The organism is Kitasatospora sp. NPDC101183, from assembly GCF_044767945.1.
Classification (GTDB): Bacteria; Actinomycetota; Actinomycetes; order Streptomycetales; family Streptomycetaceae; genus Kitasatospora.
Window position 1 is genome coordinate 57,350 of record NZ_JBIWOW010000024.1, and the last position, 17,359, is coordinate 74,708.

The 17,359-nt window shown below is 75.3% G+C and carries 12 protein-coding genes; 11 read left to right on the forward strand and 1 reads right to left on the reverse strand.

Annotation, left to right across the window (positions count from 1 at the left end):
• The first annotated feature begins 397 nt into the window (after positions 1–397).
• From ACIRRS_RS29210 to ACIRRS_RS29225, 4 genes are all read left to right on the forward strand, one after another.
• Positions 398–3,094 (forward strand): MXAN_6230/SCO0854 family RING domain-containing protein, encoded by a 2,697-nt coding sequence (locus ACIRRS_RS29210; protein ID WP_402976735.1) that lies wholly within the window; start codon positions 398–400, stop codon positions 3,092–3,094.
• Between the two features lie 76 nt (positions 3,095–3,170).
• Positions 3,171–4,628, forward strand: coding sequence for a glutamine synthetase (locus ACIRRS_RS29215; protein WP_402976737.1), 1,458 nt, complete (start codon positions 3,171–3,173; stop codon positions 4,626–4,628).
• 2 nt (positions 4,629–4,630) lie between these two features.
• A complete protein-coding gene (locus ACIRRS_RS29220; RefSeq protein ID WP_402976740.1) occupies positions 4,631–5,749 on the forward strand; it encodes an amidohydrolase family protein in 1,119 nt (372 codons plus the stop codon).
• A 223-nt stretch (positions 5,750–5,972) separates the two neighbouring features.
• On the forward strand, positions 5,973–7,457 hold the full coding sequence (locus ACIRRS_RS29225) for a S8 family peptidase (RefSeq protein WP_402976743.1): 1,485 nt from the start codon (positions 5,973–5,975) through the stop codon (positions 7,455–7,457).
• Between the two features lie 79 nt (positions 7,458–7,536).
• Here the strand turns inward: ACIRRS_RS29225 and ACIRRS_RS29230 are convergent, their stop codons facing one another.
• The gene (locus ACIRRS_RS29230) at positions 7,537–8,460 is read right to left on the reverse strand and encodes a HipA family kinase (protein ID WP_402976746.1); all 924 of its coding nucleotides are present in this window, start codon (positions 8,458–8,460) and stop codon (positions 7,537–7,539) included.
• 102 nt (positions 8,461–8,562) lie between these two features.
• Between ACIRRS_RS29230 and ACIRRS_RS29235 the strand changes: the two genes are divergently transcribed.
• The 7 genes from ACIRRS_RS29235 to ACIRRS_RS29265 all read left to right on the forward strand — a co-directional run bounded on the left by ACIRRS_RS29235 (position 8,563) and on the right by ACIRRS_RS29265 (position 17,326).
• The gene (locus ACIRRS_RS29235) at positions 8,563–9,003 is read left to right on the forward strand and encodes an SRPBCC family protein (protein ID WP_402976749.1); all 441 of its coding nucleotides are present in this window, start codon (positions 8,563–8,565) and stop codon (positions 9,001–9,003) included.
• Between the two features lie 158 nt (positions 9,004–9,161).
• Positions 9,162–10,316 carry a glycosyltransferase gene (locus ACIRRS_RS29240; RefSeq protein ID WP_402976752.1) on the forward strand — a complete coding sequence of 385 codons (1,155 nt, stop codon included), beginning with the start codon at positions 9,162–9,164 and terminating at the stop codon, positions 10,314–10,316.
• 331 nt (positions 10,317–10,647) lie between these two features.
• Positions 10,648–12,171, forward strand: coding sequence for an exopolysaccharide biosynthesis polyprenyl glycosylphosphotransferase (locus tag ACIRRS_RS29245; RefSeq protein WP_402976755.1), 1,524 nt, complete (start codon positions 10,648–10,650; stop codon positions 12,169–12,171).
• A gap of 5 nt (positions 12,172–12,176) precedes the next feature.
• On the forward strand, positions 12,177–13,664 hold the full coding sequence (locus tag ACIRRS_RS29250; protein ID WP_402976758.1) for an O-antigen ligase family protein: 1,488 nt from the start codon (positions 12,177–12,179) through the stop codon (positions 13,662–13,664).
• Entirely contained in the window at positions 13,661–15,382 is a 1,722-nt protein-coding gene (murJ, locus tag ACIRRS_RS29255) for a murein biosynthesis integral membrane protein MurJ (RefSeq protein WP_402976761.1), read from the forward strand. Before ACIRRS_RS29250 ends, murJ begins: the two co-directional genes overlap by 4 nt.
• Entirely contained in the window at positions 15,372–16,214 is an 843-nt protein-coding gene (locus ACIRRS_RS29260; protein WP_402976764.1) for a polysaccharide deacetylase family protein, read from the forward strand. The genes murJ and ACIRRS_RS29260 overlap by 11 nt, the downstream gene beginning before the upstream one ends.
• Positions 16,211–17,326 carry a glycosyltransferase gene (locus tag ACIRRS_RS29265; protein ID WP_402976767.1) on the forward strand — a complete coding sequence of 372 codons (1,116 nt, stop codon included), beginning with the start codon at positions 16,211–16,213 and terminating at the stop codon, positions 17,324–17,326. The genes ACIRRS_RS29260 and ACIRRS_RS29265 overlap by 4 nt, the downstream gene beginning before the upstream one ends.
• Positions 17,327–17,359 lie beyond the last annotated feature (33 nt).

The following is a 17,359-nucleotide window of genomic DNA, read 5'->3' on the forward strand; positions in this document are numbered from 1 at the left end:
GGGGCGTGGCCGGTCCGCTCCGGCCGAACTGCGGGGGGTGTGCCGTGCTGCTCAGGCGCTCGGGTGAAGGCGAGGCTGACGGGAGGAGTGCACCCGGCCCGCCGCGGTTCGCGGCACCGGCCGGTGACGGCGCATCGCGCGGACGCCGTGGACACGGCGCCGCAGGCCCCGCCGGTGCGGCTCCCGAAGCCCGGCGGTGATGCGTGCGGCCACTGTAGCGAAGCTACTCATCAGTAGGAAGGGGTCGGACGAAAACCGTTCGAGCCCCGGGACGGGCCTTCGCTAGGGTGAGCGACGCGGGGGCGGCTCCGCGGCGTGCTTCCTTCTCCTCATCTTTGAAATGATCCGAGCGCGCCCACTCTCCGCCCCCGCTTCGTCGTATCCACCCGGGGGAGCCGTGAAGAAGAAGACGGGCGCCGCCACGCCCGACACCGGCCTGGACGCCTACCTGCTGCGCCGCCACGGCGCCGTACGGATCGGGCCCGGAGCCGCGCCCGAGGAACCGCAGCCGTGGACGGCCGAGGGCCTCGTCGCCCTGGAGGCCGACCTCGCCCAGCGCGGCTACGCCCTCACCCGGGGCCTGCGCGCCGCCCTGGCCCGGCTGCGCCCCGCCGACCTCGGCGGGGCCGGAGCCCTGCTGCTCGCCCGGCTCGACGCGATGCTCGGCGCCGACCGCCGCCACAGGCCCCTCTTCCGGGGCTTCCCCGACGGCGTGCCCCGGCACGCCCGCGCCACCTACTCCGCGACGGTCCGGGCCTACCTGCTCTGCCAGGAGTCCCAGATCTGCTTCGCCTGCGAGCGCGGCAGCCTGGACGCCGGGATCGGCGCCCTCGCCCCCTGCGCCCACCTGCTCTGCGGCGACTGCTACGACGCACTGGTGATCGCGGACGGCGGCCACGCGTGCCCGTACTGCGCAACCCCGCTCGGCCAGGAGGAGCGCTACCTCTCCCTCGACGTGAAGGCCGTCCGCAACGCGGCCCGCAGGCTCCGGCCGGGCAGCCTGCTGAAGCCGCTGCGCCTGGCCGGCACCGCCGACGCCGAGGAGACCGCGGCCGCCGAACTCGCCGCGCTGCTCTCCCGGCAGACCCCGCTCAACCCGCAGGACCGCGAGGACCTCGCCCTGCTGCTCGACCATGCCCCGGCCGACCCGGCCGCCTGGCTGCCCGTTGAGATCCCCGTCCGCGAGAGCCGCGCCACCGTCCTCGCCGCCCTGCTGCGCCGCGACCGCGAGGCCGCCCGCCCCGTACTGGCCGCCCACCTCACCACCGCCACCGACGTGCTGCGGCTGATCTGGGCCTGGTCCGGCGCCGAGCCCGACCTGCTGCCCGAGACCGCCCGCGCCCTGCGCCTGCGCAACCTGCCCCGCCCGCTGCGCCGCGACCTGCTCGCCCTCCTCGACGCCCTCCCGGTCGGCGCCCTCGCCGAGGACCTCGGCCGCCACCGCCAGGCCTGGCTGCGCGCCGGCGAACTGCTGCACCCGTACGAGCACCGCGCCCGATTCCCGTACGCGGCCGCCGCCTTCGCCGTGCTGCGCGGGACGGACCTGGCGAAGAGCCCCGAGCTGCGCGAGGCGCCCGCCCCGCTGCGGGTGCGCGAGACGCGCCGCGGCCGCGCCCGGCTCACCGTCGAGACCTTCGCCGCCCGGGTCGAGTACGCCCTGCTGCGCGGCGAAGTGCCCGAAGCCGTCGGCCTGTTGGCCACCCGCCCGGGCGAGCTGGCGCGCCGGCTGCACCACCTGCTGCGCGTCCACGCCGACTGGGCGCCCGGCGAGCCCACGCCCGCCGCACTGCTCGACGCCCTGCCGGGCGCGCTGCGCGCCGTCGCCCCCGGCCCGCTGCTCGGCGCGTACGGGCGGCTGCGCGGCCCTCGCGAGGCGGGCGAGCGCCGGCTCTACTTCCCGCGCGGCCGGGTCGCCTCCGCGCACGGCCGCTTCGACGAGGGCACCGTCGTCCCGGCCGAACTCAGCGCGCCCGTCTGCGCCCTGATCGAGGCCGAACTGCTGCGCCGCGCCGGGCGGTCCGAGCCCTGCGAGCTCGCCGTGATCGACGCCGGGCTCGCCGACCTGGTCGTGCCGTTCGCCGAGCGCGCCAGCGCCAGGACGCTCGTCGCCCTGCCGCGCGGCAGCGTGCAGCGGCTCCCCGCCGGGGAGCACGTCCGGCTGTTCGTGCACTGGATGCAGCGGGTGAACCAGCGCGTCGACCTCGACCTGTCCGTCGCCTTCTACGACGAGGACTGGGCGTTCACCGGCCTCTGCGACTACACCAACCTCGTCCTCGGCCCGCGCTCCGCCGTCCACTCCGGGGACTTCACCACCGCCCCGCCGCCGCACGGCGCCACCGAGTTCGTCGACCTCGACCTGGCCTCCCTCGACAAGGCGGGCGCCCGCTACGCCGTGGTCGTCGTGTTCAGCTACAACGACGTCCCCTTCGAGGACCTCACCGACGCCTTCGCCGGCTTCATGACCCTCGACCCCGCCGAGGCGGCCCGCGTCCGCAAGGGCGCCTTCCGCCCCAAGGAGCTGCGCCAGCGCCTCGACCTCGCCGGGGACGCCCGGGTCTGCCTGCCGATGATCGTCGACCTCCGGGAGCGCACCCACACCTGGACGGACCTCAACGTCGCCGCCGACCCCGGGTTCCACAACCTCTACCGCCACCAGGAGAAGATCGGCTCCCTCGCCTCGGACGTCCTGCGGCACTTCGGCGCCGGCACCCGCGCCACCCTCTGGGACCTCGCCTGCGCCACCGCCGCGGCCGGCAGCCCCGAGGTGCTGGTGCGCGACCGCAGCGGCCGCACCCTCGACCACTACCGCCGGGGCGCCCGGGAACCGGTGGCCGAGTTCGCCGCGCGCCTGCGCGGACTGCACGTGAGCGACCGGCGGATCGAGCAGGCGCCGGACGACACCGCCCGGCAGATCGCCGAACGCCTCGGCGGCGTCCGGGCGTTCACCGCCCTGGTGCACGCCGACGTCCCCGCCCCGGCGGAGGCCTCCGGCGCGCTCTACCGGCTCTACCCGGGCCCGACCGACGCCGCCCCGGACACCCTGGAGCGGCTCACCGCGGGGGAGTGGACGGCCCGCTTCGCCCCGAACGGGTGAACGGGCGGACGGGCGTCCAACCGGACCACCCGTAGGGGGAGTTACGACCCCGGGGCGGGCGGGGCAGCATGGTGGCATGAGCACCGGAACGAGCCTGGGAGCCCCCGCCCCGCCCGCCGCGCCCTCCGAGGCCTTTGATGCGGCCTCCGGCGCGGCGGAGGCCGCCGTCGCGCTGCCCCCGCGCGCCGAGCGCGCCGCCCGCGCCGAGGCGGTGGCCGACCGGCTGCGCACCGCCGCCGTCGAGGCCGTCGCCGTCACCTGGGTCGACAACGCGGGCATCGCCCGGGTCAAGGCCGTCCCGCTCGCCGGCCTGCGGCACGCCGCCGAGTGGGGCGTCGGCGCCGCCCCCTGCTTCGACGTGTTCCTCGCCGACGACGGGATCACCACCAGCCCCCTCATCGGCGGCCCCGTCGGAGACCTCCGGCTCTACCCCGACCTCGACCGGGTCGTCCCCCTCGCCGCCCAGCCCGGCTGGGCCTGGGCCCCCGGCGAGCGCTACACCCAGGACGGCACCCCGCACCCCGGCTGCCAACGGCTGTTCGCCCGCCGGGCGGAGGCCGCCGCCGCCTCGCGCGGCCTGAGCCTCAAGGCCGGCATCGAGGTCGAGTGGGTCGCCGCCCTGGACGGCCCCCCGGAGGAGCCCCCGCGCTACCCGACGCACGGCCCCGCGTACGGGATGCACCGGCTCACCGACCTCTCCGACTACCTGCGCGACGTGCTGCGCGCCCTCGGCGAGCAGGGGCTCACGGTGCTGCAGATCCACCCCGAGTACTCCCCGGGCCAGTTCGAGGTCTCCGTCGCCCCCGAGGGCCCGGTCGCCGCCGCCGACACCTCCGTCCTCATCCGCCACACGATCCGCGCCGTCTCCGCGCGGTACGGCCTGCGGGTCTCCTTCGCCCCCGTCGTCGAGGTCGACGGCGTCGGCAACGGCGGCCACCTGCACCTGAGCCTCTGGCGCGAGGGCCGCAACCTGGGCCACGGCGGCCCCGGCCCGCACGGGCTCACCGCCGAGGCCGAGGGCTTCCTCACCGGCGTCCTCGGCGAACTGCCCGCCCTGCTGGCGCTCGGCTGCTCCAGCCCCGCCGGGTACCTGCGGCTGGTGCCCCAGCACTGGTCCGGGGCCTTCCACTGCTGGGGGCTGGAGAACCGCGAGGCCGCCCTGCGGCTGGTCACCGGCACCACCGGGGAGCGGGCCTCGGCCGCCAACGCCGAGGTCAAGTGCTTCGACGCCAGCGCCAACCCGTACCTCGCCGTCGGCGGGGTGATCGCCGCGGGCCTCGCGGGCCTGGCCGAAGGCCGCCGCCTGCCACCGGAGTTCACGGGGGATCCGGCCGCCGCCGAGCCCGGCGCCGTCCCTCGGCTGCCCACCCGCCCCGCCGAGGCGCTGGCCGCGTACGAGGCCTCGCCGGTGCTGCGCGAGGCCCTCGGCGAGCCGCTCTTCCAGGCGGTAGCCTCGGTGCGCCGCGCGGAGGCGCAGCAGTACGAGGCCGCCGGGGCCGAGGAGTTGGTGGCCGCGACGCGCTGGAGGTACTAGGCGTGGACGTCGGGGCCCTGGTCGACCACCACTGCCACAGCGTGGTGGCGGCCGACCTCGCCGAGGACGCGTTGGCCGGGCTGCTCACCGAGTCCGACCGGCCGCCCGCGCCCGGCTGTTCGCCCTTCGACAGCGCCCTGGGCCTGGCCGTGCGGCGCTGGTGCCCGCCCGCGCTCGGCCTGCCCGCGCACGCCCCGGCCGCCGAGTACCTCGCCCGCCGCCGCGAGCTGGGCGGGGCCGAGGCCACCGCCCGGCTGCTCGTGGCCGCCGGGCTGGACACCTGCCTGGTGGACACCGGGCTCACCGCCGCCGCCGGTCACGAGCTGCTGCCCCTGAGCGAACTCGCCGCCGCCACCGGCGCGTCGGTGCGCGAGGTCGTCCGGCTGGAGACCGTGGCCGAGTCGGTCGAGGCCTCGGCCGCCTCCGCCGAGGACTGGCCCCGCGCCGTCGCCGAGGCCCTGGCGGCCGCCGCCACCGGCGCCGTCGCCGTCAAGTCGGTGCTCGCCTACCGGCACGGGCTCGCCGCCCCCGCCGAACGCCCCGCCCGTACGGCCGTGGTGGCCGCCGCCGGCGCCCGGCTGCGCGGGGGCCGGACCCGGCTCACCGAGCCCGTGCTGCTGCACCACCTGCTCTGGACGGCCGTGGACGTCTGCGCCGAGCTGCGCCTGCCCCTCCAACTCCACACCGGCTTCGGCGATCCGGACCTCACCCTGCACCTGGCCGATCCCTCCCTCCTGACGGCCTTCGTCCGCGCCGCCGAGCCCTCCGGCGTCCCGCTGGTGCTGCTGCACGGCTACCCGTACCACCGCCAGGCCGCCTGGCTGGCCCAGGCCTTCCCCACCGTGTACACCGACCTCGGGCTCACCGCCTCCTACACCGGGCCCCGCGCGGCGGCCGTGCTGGGGGAGATGCTGGAGCTCGCGCCCTTCGGCAAACTGCTGTTCTCCACCGACGCCTACGGGCTGCCGGAGCTGTTCCTCGTCGGCGCCGCCCAGTTCCGGCACGCACTGGGTTCGCTGCTCGCCGACTGGCGGGCGGACGGCGCCTGTTCGGCCTCCGACGCCCGCCGGATCGCCGCCCTGGTCGCGGGCGGCACCGCGCGTCGGCTGTACGCGCTCTAACGGGCCGGTCCGCACGTAGACGAACCATCACTTTTTAACAATTATCTTTTCTGTTACCTGCCTTGAGCTGCGGACTCCTGCCATCCGCGGTTGGCGTAGATGTGACGATTAGATGACTACCTCTTGCGCATTTAAGGCAATCTTCATTAGCGTCCCGGTCATTCCCTGTGCACCTGCCTCACCGCAGCTGCCCGCATGTGACGACTCGGGAGGGCCAACCCCTATGAGAGTTCCTCGGATCAGCCGGACCCGGTACGCGGCTGTGGGCCTCGTGCTCGCCACCGCCGGCGCCCTCGCGCTCCCGGCCGGCACCGCCGTCGCGGCCCCCACGGCCGACCCGACGACCGGTCCGCTGCTCAGCTACGTCGTCAACACCAAGGCCAACCACGGCCAGGTGCAGAAGGTCGAGAACGCCGTCAAGGGCCTCGGCGGCACGGTGGTCTACTCGTACGAGCAGATCGGCGTCGTCATCGCCCGCTCGAACGACACCAAGTTCGCCGAGAAGCTCCGCCTGGCCAAGGGCGTCGACTCGGTCGGCGCCAGCCGCACCAAGGGCATCCTCGCCTCCGACCAGGGCAAGGCCGACGTCGCCGCCGAGCCGACCGGCACCGCGGCCGCCGGCCAGGAGCCGTACGAGGCCAACCAGTGGGACATGCGCCAGATCGGCGTCGACAAGGCCCACAAGATCTCCCTGGGCAGCCGCAACGTCACGGTCGGCGTGCTGGACTCCGGCATCGACGCCACCCACGAGGACCTGGCCCCCAACGTGGACGCCTCGCAGTCGGTCTCCTGCATCGACGGCAAGCCGAACACCGACTGGAAGGCCTGGCAGCCCACCACCAGCGACCACGGCACCCACGTCGCCGGCACCATAGCCGCCGCCAAGAACGGCAAGGGCATCGTCGGCATCGCCCCGAACGTGAAGCTGGCCGCGGTCAAGGTCGTCGACGACGGCGGCTTCATCTACCCGGAGAACGCGGTCTGCGGCTTCGTGTGGGCCGGCGAGCACAAGTTCAACGTGACGAACAACAGCTACTACGTCGACCCGTGGATGTTCAACTGCCCGAACGACAAGGACCAGTCGGCGATCACCGACGCCGTCCGCAAGGCCGTCGCGTTCTCGCAGCGCAAGGGCGTCCTCAACGTCGCCGCGGCCGGTAACGAGAACATCGACCTGGCGCACAAGACCACCGACGTCTCCAGCCCGGACGACACCACCCCCGGCACCCGCCCGGTCACCAACGACTGCCTGTCGCTGCCGACCGAGCTGGACGGCGTCATCGCCGTCTCCGCCGTGGGCGTCAACGGCGACAAGTCGTACTACTCCAGCTACGGCAAGGGCGTCGTCACCGTCGCCGCGCCCGGTGGCGACCGCCGCTACCAGATCCCGAACACCCCGGACAAGGACGGCCGCATCCTGTCCACCATCCCGGGCAACAAGTACGGCTACATGCAGGGCACCTCGATGGCCACCCCGCACGTCACCGGCGTGGTCGCGCTGCTCGCGAGCACCTTCCCGTGGGCCAGCCCGAACGAGCTGACCGAGCTGCTCACCAACCAGGCCGAGTCCCACGCCTGCCCGACCGGCGACTTCAACCCCGGCGGCGCCGGCGCCTGGAAGGCGAAGTGCGAGGGCGGCGCGGACGACAACGGCTTCTACGGCGCGGGCATCATCAACGCCGAGAAGGCGGTCCAGTGGTGGCGCTGACGCGCACCGCGCAGTGACACCTGATCACCGCTGAACCGGGGAGCGGGGCTTCGGCCCCGCTCCCCGGCTCCGTTCCCGCTCAGTTCTCGTCGAGACCCTCGCCGGGCTCCTCGTCGAAGTGGTGCTCCCACACCGTCTCCACCGAGGGCTTGCCGTGCAGGTCCGGCACGTCGCGCAGCCAGGCCGGGCGGCCGGCGCGGGTGCGGGCCGCCTGGCGCAGTTCGGCCTCGCGCAGCTGCTCGGGGGTGGAGAAGCCCTCCGGCAGCCACTCCCCGGAGAGCACCACCCGGGCGGCCAGGTGGTCGACGTACGCGCGGCGCACGGCGGCCACCGAGTCGAAGCCCGGCTCGCCCTCCAGCCACTCGTCCGGGACGAGGGCCAGCACCTCCTCCAGCAGCCCGACGGTCACCAGCGGCCCGAGGTCCTCGTCGGCCAGCCGGACGTCGGGCGCGCAGGCGCCCAGCGCGTGGGCGCTCATGTCGTAGCGCCGTCCGACGGCGGCCCCGGCGCTCTCCCAGCGGTGGTGGAAGATCAGCGCGGCGCCGTTGTCGATCAGCCAGAGCCGCCCGTGCCAGACCACCAGGTTGGGGTTGTGCACCGTGCGGTCGACGTTGCCGGTGAGCGCGTCCAGCCACACCACCCGCCCGGCCTCGGCGGAGTCGACGGCCAGCATGCCGGGCCGGTAGTCCCGCGCCCCCGGCAGCAGGTCCATCCCGAGGTTGAGCCCGGCGCTGGCCTTGAGCATGTCCTGGATCTCGGCGTCCGGTTCCTGGGCCGCCACCGCCGGGTCGAAGTCCACCAGCCGCAGCTCCGGCACCCGCAGCCCGAGCCGCCGGGCCAGCTCGCCGACGATCACCTCGGCCACCAGCGCCTTGCGCCCCTGTGCGGCACCGGTGAACTTGACCACGTACGTTCCCAGGTCGTCGGTCTCCACCACCCCGGGCACCGAACCGCCCGCCCGCAGCGGATCGACGTAGCGCAACGCTGTCACCTGATCGAGCACACGGGCCACCCTATCCCGGCGCGTCGCGCACCCGCCGCTGTGATTGGCTTGCGGGCACAGCGGTACGGACGCGGTACCCCACCACACGAGGAGAGCAAGGCCATGGGACAGGTGCAGGCCACCACCGAGCGGGTCTACGACGCGGCCCCCGAGCGGGTGTACGAGGCGCTGGCCGACTACCAGGTGACCCGTCCGAAGCTGCTGCCCGCGCAGTACAGCGAGTACGAGGTGCGGGTCGGCGGCACCGGCGCCGGCACCCAGGTGCACTGGCGGCTGCAGGCCACCGAGAAGCGGGTGCGCGACTGCCTGTTCACCGTCTCGGCGCCGAAGCCGGACCAGCTGGTGGAGAAGGACGCCAACTCCACCATGGTGATCACCTGGACGGTCGCGGCCGCGGGCGAGGGCCGTTCCAAGGTCACCGTCTCCGCCACCTGGCAGGGCGCGACCGGCATCGGCGGCTTCTTCGAGCGCACCTTCGCGCCCAAGGGCCTGAACCGCATTCACGACCAGGTGCTGGAGAATCTGGCCGCCGAGGTCCGGTAATCGGATAATCAATAATCCGATCCCGGGAATTCGCCCGGGAATTCGAGCGGCCCGTCCAGCCGTACGAGCGGAAAGCCGTACGGGTGGACGGCCCGCCACCTCCGGGTGACGGGAGCCGCCCGGCACGGGGGAGCCATCCTAGGCTCGCCGCCGTGCATATGACGATCCTTCACGTTTCGCAGCCGGTGGACGGCGGAGTCGCCCGCGTCGTCGCCGATCTGGTCCGCGGGCAGCGGGAGGCCGGCCACCGGGTCCTGGTCGCCTGCCCGCGCGGCGGCCGGCTGGCCGAGGAGGCCTCCGCGGTCGGCGCGCTGGTCCACGACTGGCCCGCCGACCGCTCCCCGGGCCCGTCCAGCGCCGCCGAGACCTGGCGGCTGCGCCGGATCGTCCGGACCGCCGGGCCCGACGTGGTCCACCTGCACAGCGCCAAGGCCGGGCTCGCCGGCCGGCTGGCCGTCCGCGGCGCGGTGCCCACCGTCTTCCAGCCGCACGCCTGGTCCTTCGCCGCCGTGGACGGCGCCGTCGGCGCCGCCACCCTGCGCTGGGAGCGCTACGCGACCCGCTGGGCGCACCGCCTGCTCTGCGTCAGCGTCCAGGAGCGCGCCGACGGCGTGGCCGCCGGGGTCCACGCCGACTGGGCGGTGGTGCCCAACGGCGTGGACGTGCGCCACTACGCGCCCGGCGACCGACGGGCCGCCCGCATCGCGCTCGGCCTGGACCTCGACGCCCCGCTCGCCGTCTGCGTGGGCCGGCTCTGCCGCCAGAAGGGGCAGGACGTGCTGCTGGGCGCCTGGCCTGAGGTGCTGCGCCGGGTGCCGCAGGCCCGGCTGGCGCTGGTCGGCGGCGGCCCGGAGGAGCAGCGGGTGGCCGGCCTCGTCCGGGAGACGGCCGAGCCCTCCCGCGTCCGCCTGGTGGGCGACGTGCCGGACCCGCGCCCCTGGCTGGCGGCCGCCGACCTGGTGGTGCTGCCCTCGCGCTGGGAGGGGATGGCGCTGGCCCCGCTGGAGGCGATGGCGGCGGCCCGTCCGGTGCTGCTGACGGACGTTCCGGGCGCCCGGGAGTGCCTGCCCCCGGCGGAGCGCGCACAGTCGGTGGTCGCGCCGGAGGACGCGGGCGCGCTCGCCACCCGGATGGCCGAGGCGTTGTCCGATCCGATCGAGTGCGAGCGACGCGGTTCCCGGCTGCGGGAGCACGTGGCGGCGCGGCACGACGTGCGGACCGTGGTCGAACAGGTGGACGCGCTGTACCGCCATCTGCTGGGTGCCGGAGCGGCCGTGGGGCGCCGCCGGGCCCGTGTCCCGGAGCGGATCTGATCGTTTCACATGCCGTGAATGCCCGCCGTGACGGCGTGGTCGTATTCGCACCCTCACCCGGATATTCGGTCGAGGTGGCAATCAGAAATACCTATTAATGGGCGGCTGGAATGAAACGGCAAGTCACCTTCCAGTCGGTAACGCTCGATTCGGTATTGTCTGATTTTGCCTGCTTCGTTTCGAATTCTCTCCGGAAATCGAGAGAGCCGAAGGCCGCCCGCGGCAGCAGGCGCCGTCAGGACCGCGCCCACCGGGCCGGGTCGGCCGCCCCCCGCCAACCGGTGCCGGGGCGCCGTCACCCCGGGCACACAGCAGGGGAGTTCGTGCGCTGATGACCATTGACCACGACAGCTTGCCACGATCAGGCGGGCCCCTGCCCGGCCCCCACCGGCCCGGCACCGGACTGCTCGACCGGCCGGCCGGGGCCCCGCGCCCCCGCACCGTCCCGGTACCGCGCCGCCACCGCCGCCCCGTCCCCTCCCGCCTCGCCCTGCCCCTCGCCCTGCTCCAGGTCGACGCCATCGCCCTGTGCACCGCCATGGGCGTCGCCAACCGCGCCATCGACCCGGCCACCCGGCTCGCCCCGCTGCTCGGCGTCGCCGCCGTCCTCCCGCTGCTGCTCCTGCTCAACCTCACCGGCGGCCTCTACCGCACCCGGCTCACCCTCTCCGTCCTGGACGAACTGCCCGCGCTCGCCGTCCGCGCCGTCGTCGCCACCGCCTTCGCCGTCACCCTCGCCGGCTGCCTGGACGGCCGCTGGCCCGACTGCGGCCCGGCCACCCCCGCCCGGCTCACCGTCCTGCTCGGCGCCCAGCTGCTGATCGCCGCCCTCGGCCGCGCCGTCCTCTACCACCTGGTGCGCCGCATCCGCCGCAGCCGCCCCAACCCCGTCCTGGTGCTCGGCGCCGGGCGCCTGGGCCGCCGCGTCGCCGCCGCCCTCGACGAGCACGGCGAGTACGGGATGCGCCCGGTCGGCTTCCTCGACGCCGACCCGCCGCTGCTGCCCGGCGACACCGACCTGCCCGTCCTCGGCGGCCGCGAGGCGCTGGAGCGCGAGGTCCGCCGTCACCGCGTCCACCACGTTGTCGCCACCGCCGGCGCCGCGGACGAGGCCGAGACCGCCGCCACCCTGCGCGAGGCCGCCCGGCTCGGCTGCCAGGTCTGGCTCGTCCCCGCCCTGCGCGAGTACGGCTCCCTGCCCACCGGCCCCGTCTCCGGCGGCGACCACCTGTGGGGCTTCCCCTGCCTGCGCGTCGGCAGCGCCGCGATGCGCCGTCCCGGCTGGGCCGGCAAGCGCGCCCTGGACATCGCCGCCGCCTCCTTCGGCCTGCTGCTGCTCGCCCCCGTCCTCGCCCTGTGCGCCCTCGCCGTCCGCTTCGACACCGGCCCCGGCGTGCTCTTCCGCCAGCAGCGCACCGGCCTGGACGGCCGCGTCTTCACCGTCCTCAAGTTCCGCACCCTGCGCCCCAGCAACGAGCACGAGTCCGCCACCCGCTGGAACATCTCCCAGGACCACCGCATGGGCGCGGTCGGCCGCCTGATGCGCAAGAGCTCGCTGGACGAGCTGCCGCAGCTGTGGAACGTGCTGCGCGGCGACATGAGCCTGGTCGGCCCGCGCCCCGAGCGCCCGTACTTCGTCATGCGGTTCAGCCAGGCCTACCCCGAGTACGCCGACCGCCACCGCGTCCCCGTCGGCCTCACCGGCCTCGCCCAGGTCAACGGCCTGCGCGGGGACACCTCCATCGAGGACCGGGCGCGCTTCGACAACCGCTACATCGAGAGCTGGAGCCTCTGGCAGGACGTCAAGATCCTGTGCCGCACCGCGGTGCTGATGCTCCACCCGGACGGGAGCTGACCCGCGTGGCCCTGACCCTTCCCGCCGTACCGAGCCCGGCGTCGTTACGGAAGACCCTCGCGGCGGCCGCCGACCGGCCCAGCCTGCTGGCCGCCGCGACCGTGCTGCTGGTCTGCGTGCCCACCGGCGAGAAGGACGTCACGGCCGCCGTCCACGTCACCGCGGCCGACGTGGCCTCCCTGGCCCTGGTCGCGCTCACCGCCGTCCACCTGCTGCGCGGGCGGCTGCCCGCCGTCGGCCGCACCACCTGCGTGCTGTTCGGCGGGATCGTGACGGCCGCCGCCGTCGCCACCGTCGGCTCGCTCGACCCGGCGACCAGCGTCACCGGGTTCGTCCGGCTCACCCAGGTGTTCGTCCTGGTGCCCGCCTCCGTGCTCTGCTCGCTGCGCGACCGCACCGACCAGCGGCTCGTCCTCGGCTCCTTCGTGCTCGCCGCGCTCATCCAGGGCGCCGTCGGCGCGAACCAGTACCTCACCCGCACCGGCGCCTCGTACACCGGCCAGCCGATCCGCGCGATCGGCACCTTCGGCGCCCTGGACATCATGGCGATGTCCACCGTCGTCAGCTACGGCCTGCTCGCCGCCCTCGCCCTGGCGCTGGGCGAACGGCGGCCCGGGGGGAGCGTACGGCTGCGGCGGGCGATGTTCGCCTCCGCCGCCTTCCTCGTCTTCCCGCTCGCGGTCTCCTTCAGCCGCGGCGCCTGGATCGCCACCGGCGTCGCCGCCACCGTCCTGCTGCTGCGCGCGGACGCCCGGCTGCTGGTGCGCGGCGCCGTCCTCGGGCTGGCCGCCGCCGTCGTCCTCGTCGGCGGGCTCGGTCTCGGCGCCTCCGGCGTCACCGCCCGGCTCAGCTCCATCGGCTCCGTCTCCGCCGCCCCCGACCAGTCCGTCTCCGACCGCTACGACCTGTGGGCCACCGCGGGCCGGATCTGGCAGGACCACCCCGTGCACGGGGCCGGCCCCAAGGTGTTCCCCCAACTGCGGGACTCCCACGCCCCGTTGAGGCTCTCCTCGGGCAGCGACGCGGCCGACTCCACCATCGGCTTCCAGCGCGAGCCGCTGCTCTCCCCGCACAACATGTACTTCCTGGTGCTCAGCGAACAGGGCCTGATCGGCGTCACCGCCTACGCCGCCCTCTTCCTCGCCCTGCTCCTCGGCTGCCTGCGCAACCGCACCGGCCTGGCCATGGGGTCGCGCCACCGGGACCAGCCGGGCGCGCGACGCCAGGGCACGCACCTCGCTGCGTTGTCGTCAGTCGCCGATGCTCCGCATGGACTTCTTCCTCCGCCTTGCGATGCACGCACCCTGACGCCGCGCGCTTGTCCGGCTGGTCCCGGCGGCGCGACCCTGGGGGCCCTCGCCCTGCTCACCTGGGTCCTGGTCGACTTCCTCTACGCCGACATCGGCGGCACCACCACCGTGCTGACCTCCGTCGTCCTCGGCCTCGCCGCCCGTGCCCGTGCCGGCGCCACCGCCCGGGAGGTGACGGTGTGACCACCGACCGGCCGACCGCCACCCTCCCCGCCCCGCGCAGCGCCCCCCAGCCGCAGGCCGCTCCCGGGAAGGCCCCCCGGGGCGGCTTCCTCGCCAAGGCCTTCGGCATCACCGCCGTGCTCAGCGCCGCCGGCTCCGGCCTCGGCCTGCTGCGCGACCTGCTGCTCGCCCGCTACTTCGGCGCCAACCAGGGCACCGACGCCTTCCTCGTCGCCTGGACCGTCCCGGAGACGGCCGCACCGCTGCTGATCGAGGACGCCATGTCCTTCCTCATGGTGCCCGCCTTCGCCCTCGCCCTGGTCCTGCGCGAGGAGGACCCGGACGCCCCCGACCCCGTCCGCCAGGTCGTCCGCGCCACCCTGCCCTGGCTGCTGCTCGCCCTCAGCGGCCTCTCGCTGACCGTCGCCCTCGGCGCCCCGCAGCTCGTCGCCCTGCTCGCCCCCGGCCTGCACGACCCGGCCCTGGCCGTCACCTGCACCCGGATCACCGCGATCACCGTGCTGCCCTTCGGCATCGCCGGCTACCTCGCCGCCGCCCTGCGCGCCCACCACCGTTTCACCGCGCCGGCCGGCATCTACGTCGCGTACAACCTCGGCATCCTCGCCGTCCTGCTCGCCGGCCAGGCCTACCTGGGCGTGCGCTCCGCCGCCCTCGGCGTCGCTCTCGGCAGCGTGCTGATGGCCGCCCTCCTGGTCGTCCCGTTCCTGCGCCGCCTGCGCGAGGGCTCCGGGACCGGCCGCAACCGGCGCTCCCGCAAGGCGCTGGTCCTGATGCCGCTGGCGCTGCTGCCCGTGGCCGCCTTCACCCTGACCCGGCAGTCCCAGGTCTTCGTCGAGCGCTACCTCGGCTCCGCCCTGCCGCCGGGCACCATCTCGCACCTCAACTACGCGGCCAAGGTCTCCCAACTCGCCATGACGGCGGGCATCCTGATCGTCACCGTCACCTTCCCCGTGGTCGCCAGGGCGCTCGCGGCGGGGGACCTCACCGCCGCCCGCGACCGGGTCGAGAAGGACCTCGGCCAGGCCGCCGCCGTCGTCCTGCTCGGCACCTCCTTCCTGATGGCCTGCGCCCCCTCCGTCGTCGCGCTGCTCTTCCAGCGCGGCGCCTTCGGGCCGCAGGACACCGAGGCCACCGCGGAGGTCATCCGCGTCTACAGCCTCGGCCTGCCCGCCCAGGCGCTCATCGGGGTGATGATCCGCCCCTACTTCTCCCTGCGGCCGGTGGTCCGCAGGGCCGACGACCCGGGCACCGAGCCGGGCGGCCGGCGGCTGCTCGACTGGTACCCGGTCGGCGCGATGCTGCTCGGCCTCGCCGTCACCGTCACCGTCGGCCTGCTGGCCACCGCCCGCTTCGGCGCCCTCGGCATCGCCGCCGGCAACGCCGCCGGGATCACCGCCACCGCCGCGCTGCTGCTGCACGGGCTCGTCCTGCGCGGCATCCCGCTGCGGCTGCGCCGGGTGCTCACCGGCCACGGCCGCCTGGTCGCCGCCGCCGCCGGGGCCACCCTGCTCGGCGCCGCCGCCGCGAGCCTGAGCGCCGACCCGCTGCTCGCCACCCTCCTCGGGGGGCTCACCGTGGCGCTGGCCTTCGCCGCCCTCGGCACCGGCCTCGGTGCCCACGAGGTGCGCGGCCCCGTCCTCGCCGTCCTCCGCATCGCGGCCCCACTCCGGACGCCGCCAACCGTTGCCGACGAAGGGAAGCCCCCCCATGGACACTGAACGGGGAACCATCCGTTCGGCCCGGACGGGCGCCGCCGACGCCCCGACCCACCGGGCGCGCCTGCCCCGGAGCCGCAGCCCGCTCGGCGAACCCGCCGTGCCGGGCCCGGGCTCGCCGTGGATCCTGATGTACCACTCCGTCGCCGTCGAGAGCGAGGACCCGTACCGGCTCACCGTCAGCCCCGAGCGGTTCGCCGAGCAGATCGCCTGGCTGCACCGGACGGGGCGGCGCGGCGTCTCCGTGCGCGAGCTGATCCGCGCCCGGGCCCTCGGCCGGGACGACGGGCTCGTCGGCCTGACCTTCGACGACGGCTACGCGGACTTCGGGCGCTACGCCGTCCCGATCCTGCACGCGTACGGCTTCACCGCCACCGCGTACGTCGTCGCCGACCTGCTCGGCCGCAGCAACGACTGGGACGCCGACGGCCCCCGCAAGAAGCTCCTCACCGTCGAGGAGGTCACCGAACTCGCCGCCGCCGGCTGGGAGATCGGCTCGCACGGCCTCGGTCACCAGGCGCTGCCCGGCCTGCCCGCCGAGGAGCTCGCCGTGCAGACCGGTCAGAGCCGCCGCCTTCTGGAGGAGGTCGTCGGCGGCCCCGTCACCGGCTTCTGCTACCCGTACGGCGCCGTCGACCTGCCCGCCACCCTGGCCGTGCGCGACGCCGGCTACGACTACGCCTGCGCCATCGAGCACTCGGCGCTCACCGGCCCCTTCGCCCTGCCGCGCTGCTACGTCGGCGACCGCGACGGGGGCCTGCGGCTGCGCGCCAAGAAGGGCCGCCAGCGGATGCGCGACCTCGTCACCGGGATGCGCCGGAGGGCCGGGCGGTGAGGGTCCTGCACATCGTCACCGGCCTCGCCTCCGGCGGCGCCGAGCGCCAGCTCCACCTGCTGCTGCGGCACCTGCCGCCCCACCAGCGGTGCGAGGTGCTCGCCCTGACCAACCCCGGCACCGTGGCCGCCGCCCTGCGCGCCGACGGCGTGACCGTCCACCACCTCGGCATGCGGGGCAACCGCGACCTCGGCGCCCTGCCCCGGCTCGTGCGCCTCGTCCGCGAGGGCCGCTACGACCTGGTGCACACCCACCTCTACCGGGCGCAGCTGTACGGCCGCCTCGCCGCCCGGCTGGCCGGGGTGCGGGCGGTGGTCTCCACCGAGCACTCGCTGCACGCCGGGGTGATCGAGGGCAGGCCCGTCACCCGGGGCGTCAAGGGCCTCTACCTGGCGGCCGAACGCCTCGGCAGCACGACGGTGGCCGTCTCCCGGCAGGTCGCCCAGACCCTGCACTCCTGGGGCGTCCCGCCCGCGCGCGTCGAGCTGATCCCCAACGGCATCGACACCGCCCGCTTCCGCCGCCCGCCCGCCGAGCGGGCCGCCGCCCGCGCCCGGCTGCGGGCCGAACTCGGCCTGCCGCAGGGGAGTTGGGTGATCGGCGGGGTGGGCCGGCTGGTGCCGGGCAAGCGCTTCGAGGTGCTGGTCGAGGCACTCGCCGACCTCGACCCGGCGACGCGGCTCGTGCTGATCGGGGAGGGCCCCGAGCGCGCCGCCCTGGAGCGCCGGGCCGCCGAACTCGGCGTCCGGGAACGGCTGGTGCTCACCGGCGAGCGCGACGACGTGCCCGAGCTGCTGACGGCCGTGGACGTGCTGGCAGCCCCCTCCACCGCGGAGACCTTCGGCCTCGGCGTCCTGGAGGGCCTCGCCGCCGGCCTGCCCGTACGCCACAGCGCCTGCCCGGCCCTGGACGAACTCCCGCCCAGCGCCGCCCCGCAGGCCCGCCGCATCCCCTCCGAGCCCGCCGCGTACGCCGCCGCGCTGCGCGACCTGCGACACCTGAACGACCACAGCGCCGACCCACTGCCGCACCCGCCGGCCGTCGGCCACTACGACATCGCCAAGGTCGCCGCCGACCTGGGCGCCCTCTACGACCGGCTGGCCCGCGTCTGACCCGCCGGCCCCGCCGACCCAACCCGAGGAGCC

What these genes read in the sequence shown, in the direction of transcription:
- ACIRRS_RS29215 (WP_402976737.1), top strand. Translation starts at nt 3,171, where the DNA reads ATGAGCACCGGAACGAGCCTGGGAGCCCCCGCCCCGCCCGCCGCGCCC.
- ACIRRS_RS29225 (WP_402976743.1), top strand. Translation starts at nt 5,973, where the DNA reads ATGAGAGTTCCTCGGATCAGCCGGACCCGGTACGCGGCTGTGGGCCTC.
- ACIRRS_RS29235 (WP_402976749.1), top strand. Translation starts at nt 8,563, where the DNA reads ATGGGACAGGTGCAGGCCACCACCGAGCGGGTCTACGACGCGGCCCCC.
- ACIRRS_RS29240 (WP_402976752.1), top strand. Translation starts at nt 9,162, where the DNA reads ATGACGATCCTTCACGTTTCGCAGCCGGTGGACGGCGGAGTCGCCCGC.
- ACIRRS_RS29245 (WP_402976755.1), top strand. Translation starts at nt 10,648, where the DNA reads ATGACCATTGACCACGACAGCTTGCCACGATCAGGCGGGCCCCTGCCC.
- ACIRRS_RS29260 (WP_402976764.1), top strand. Translation starts at nt 15,372, where the DNA reads ATGGACACTGAACGGGGAACCATCCGTTCGGCCCGGACGGGCGCCGCC.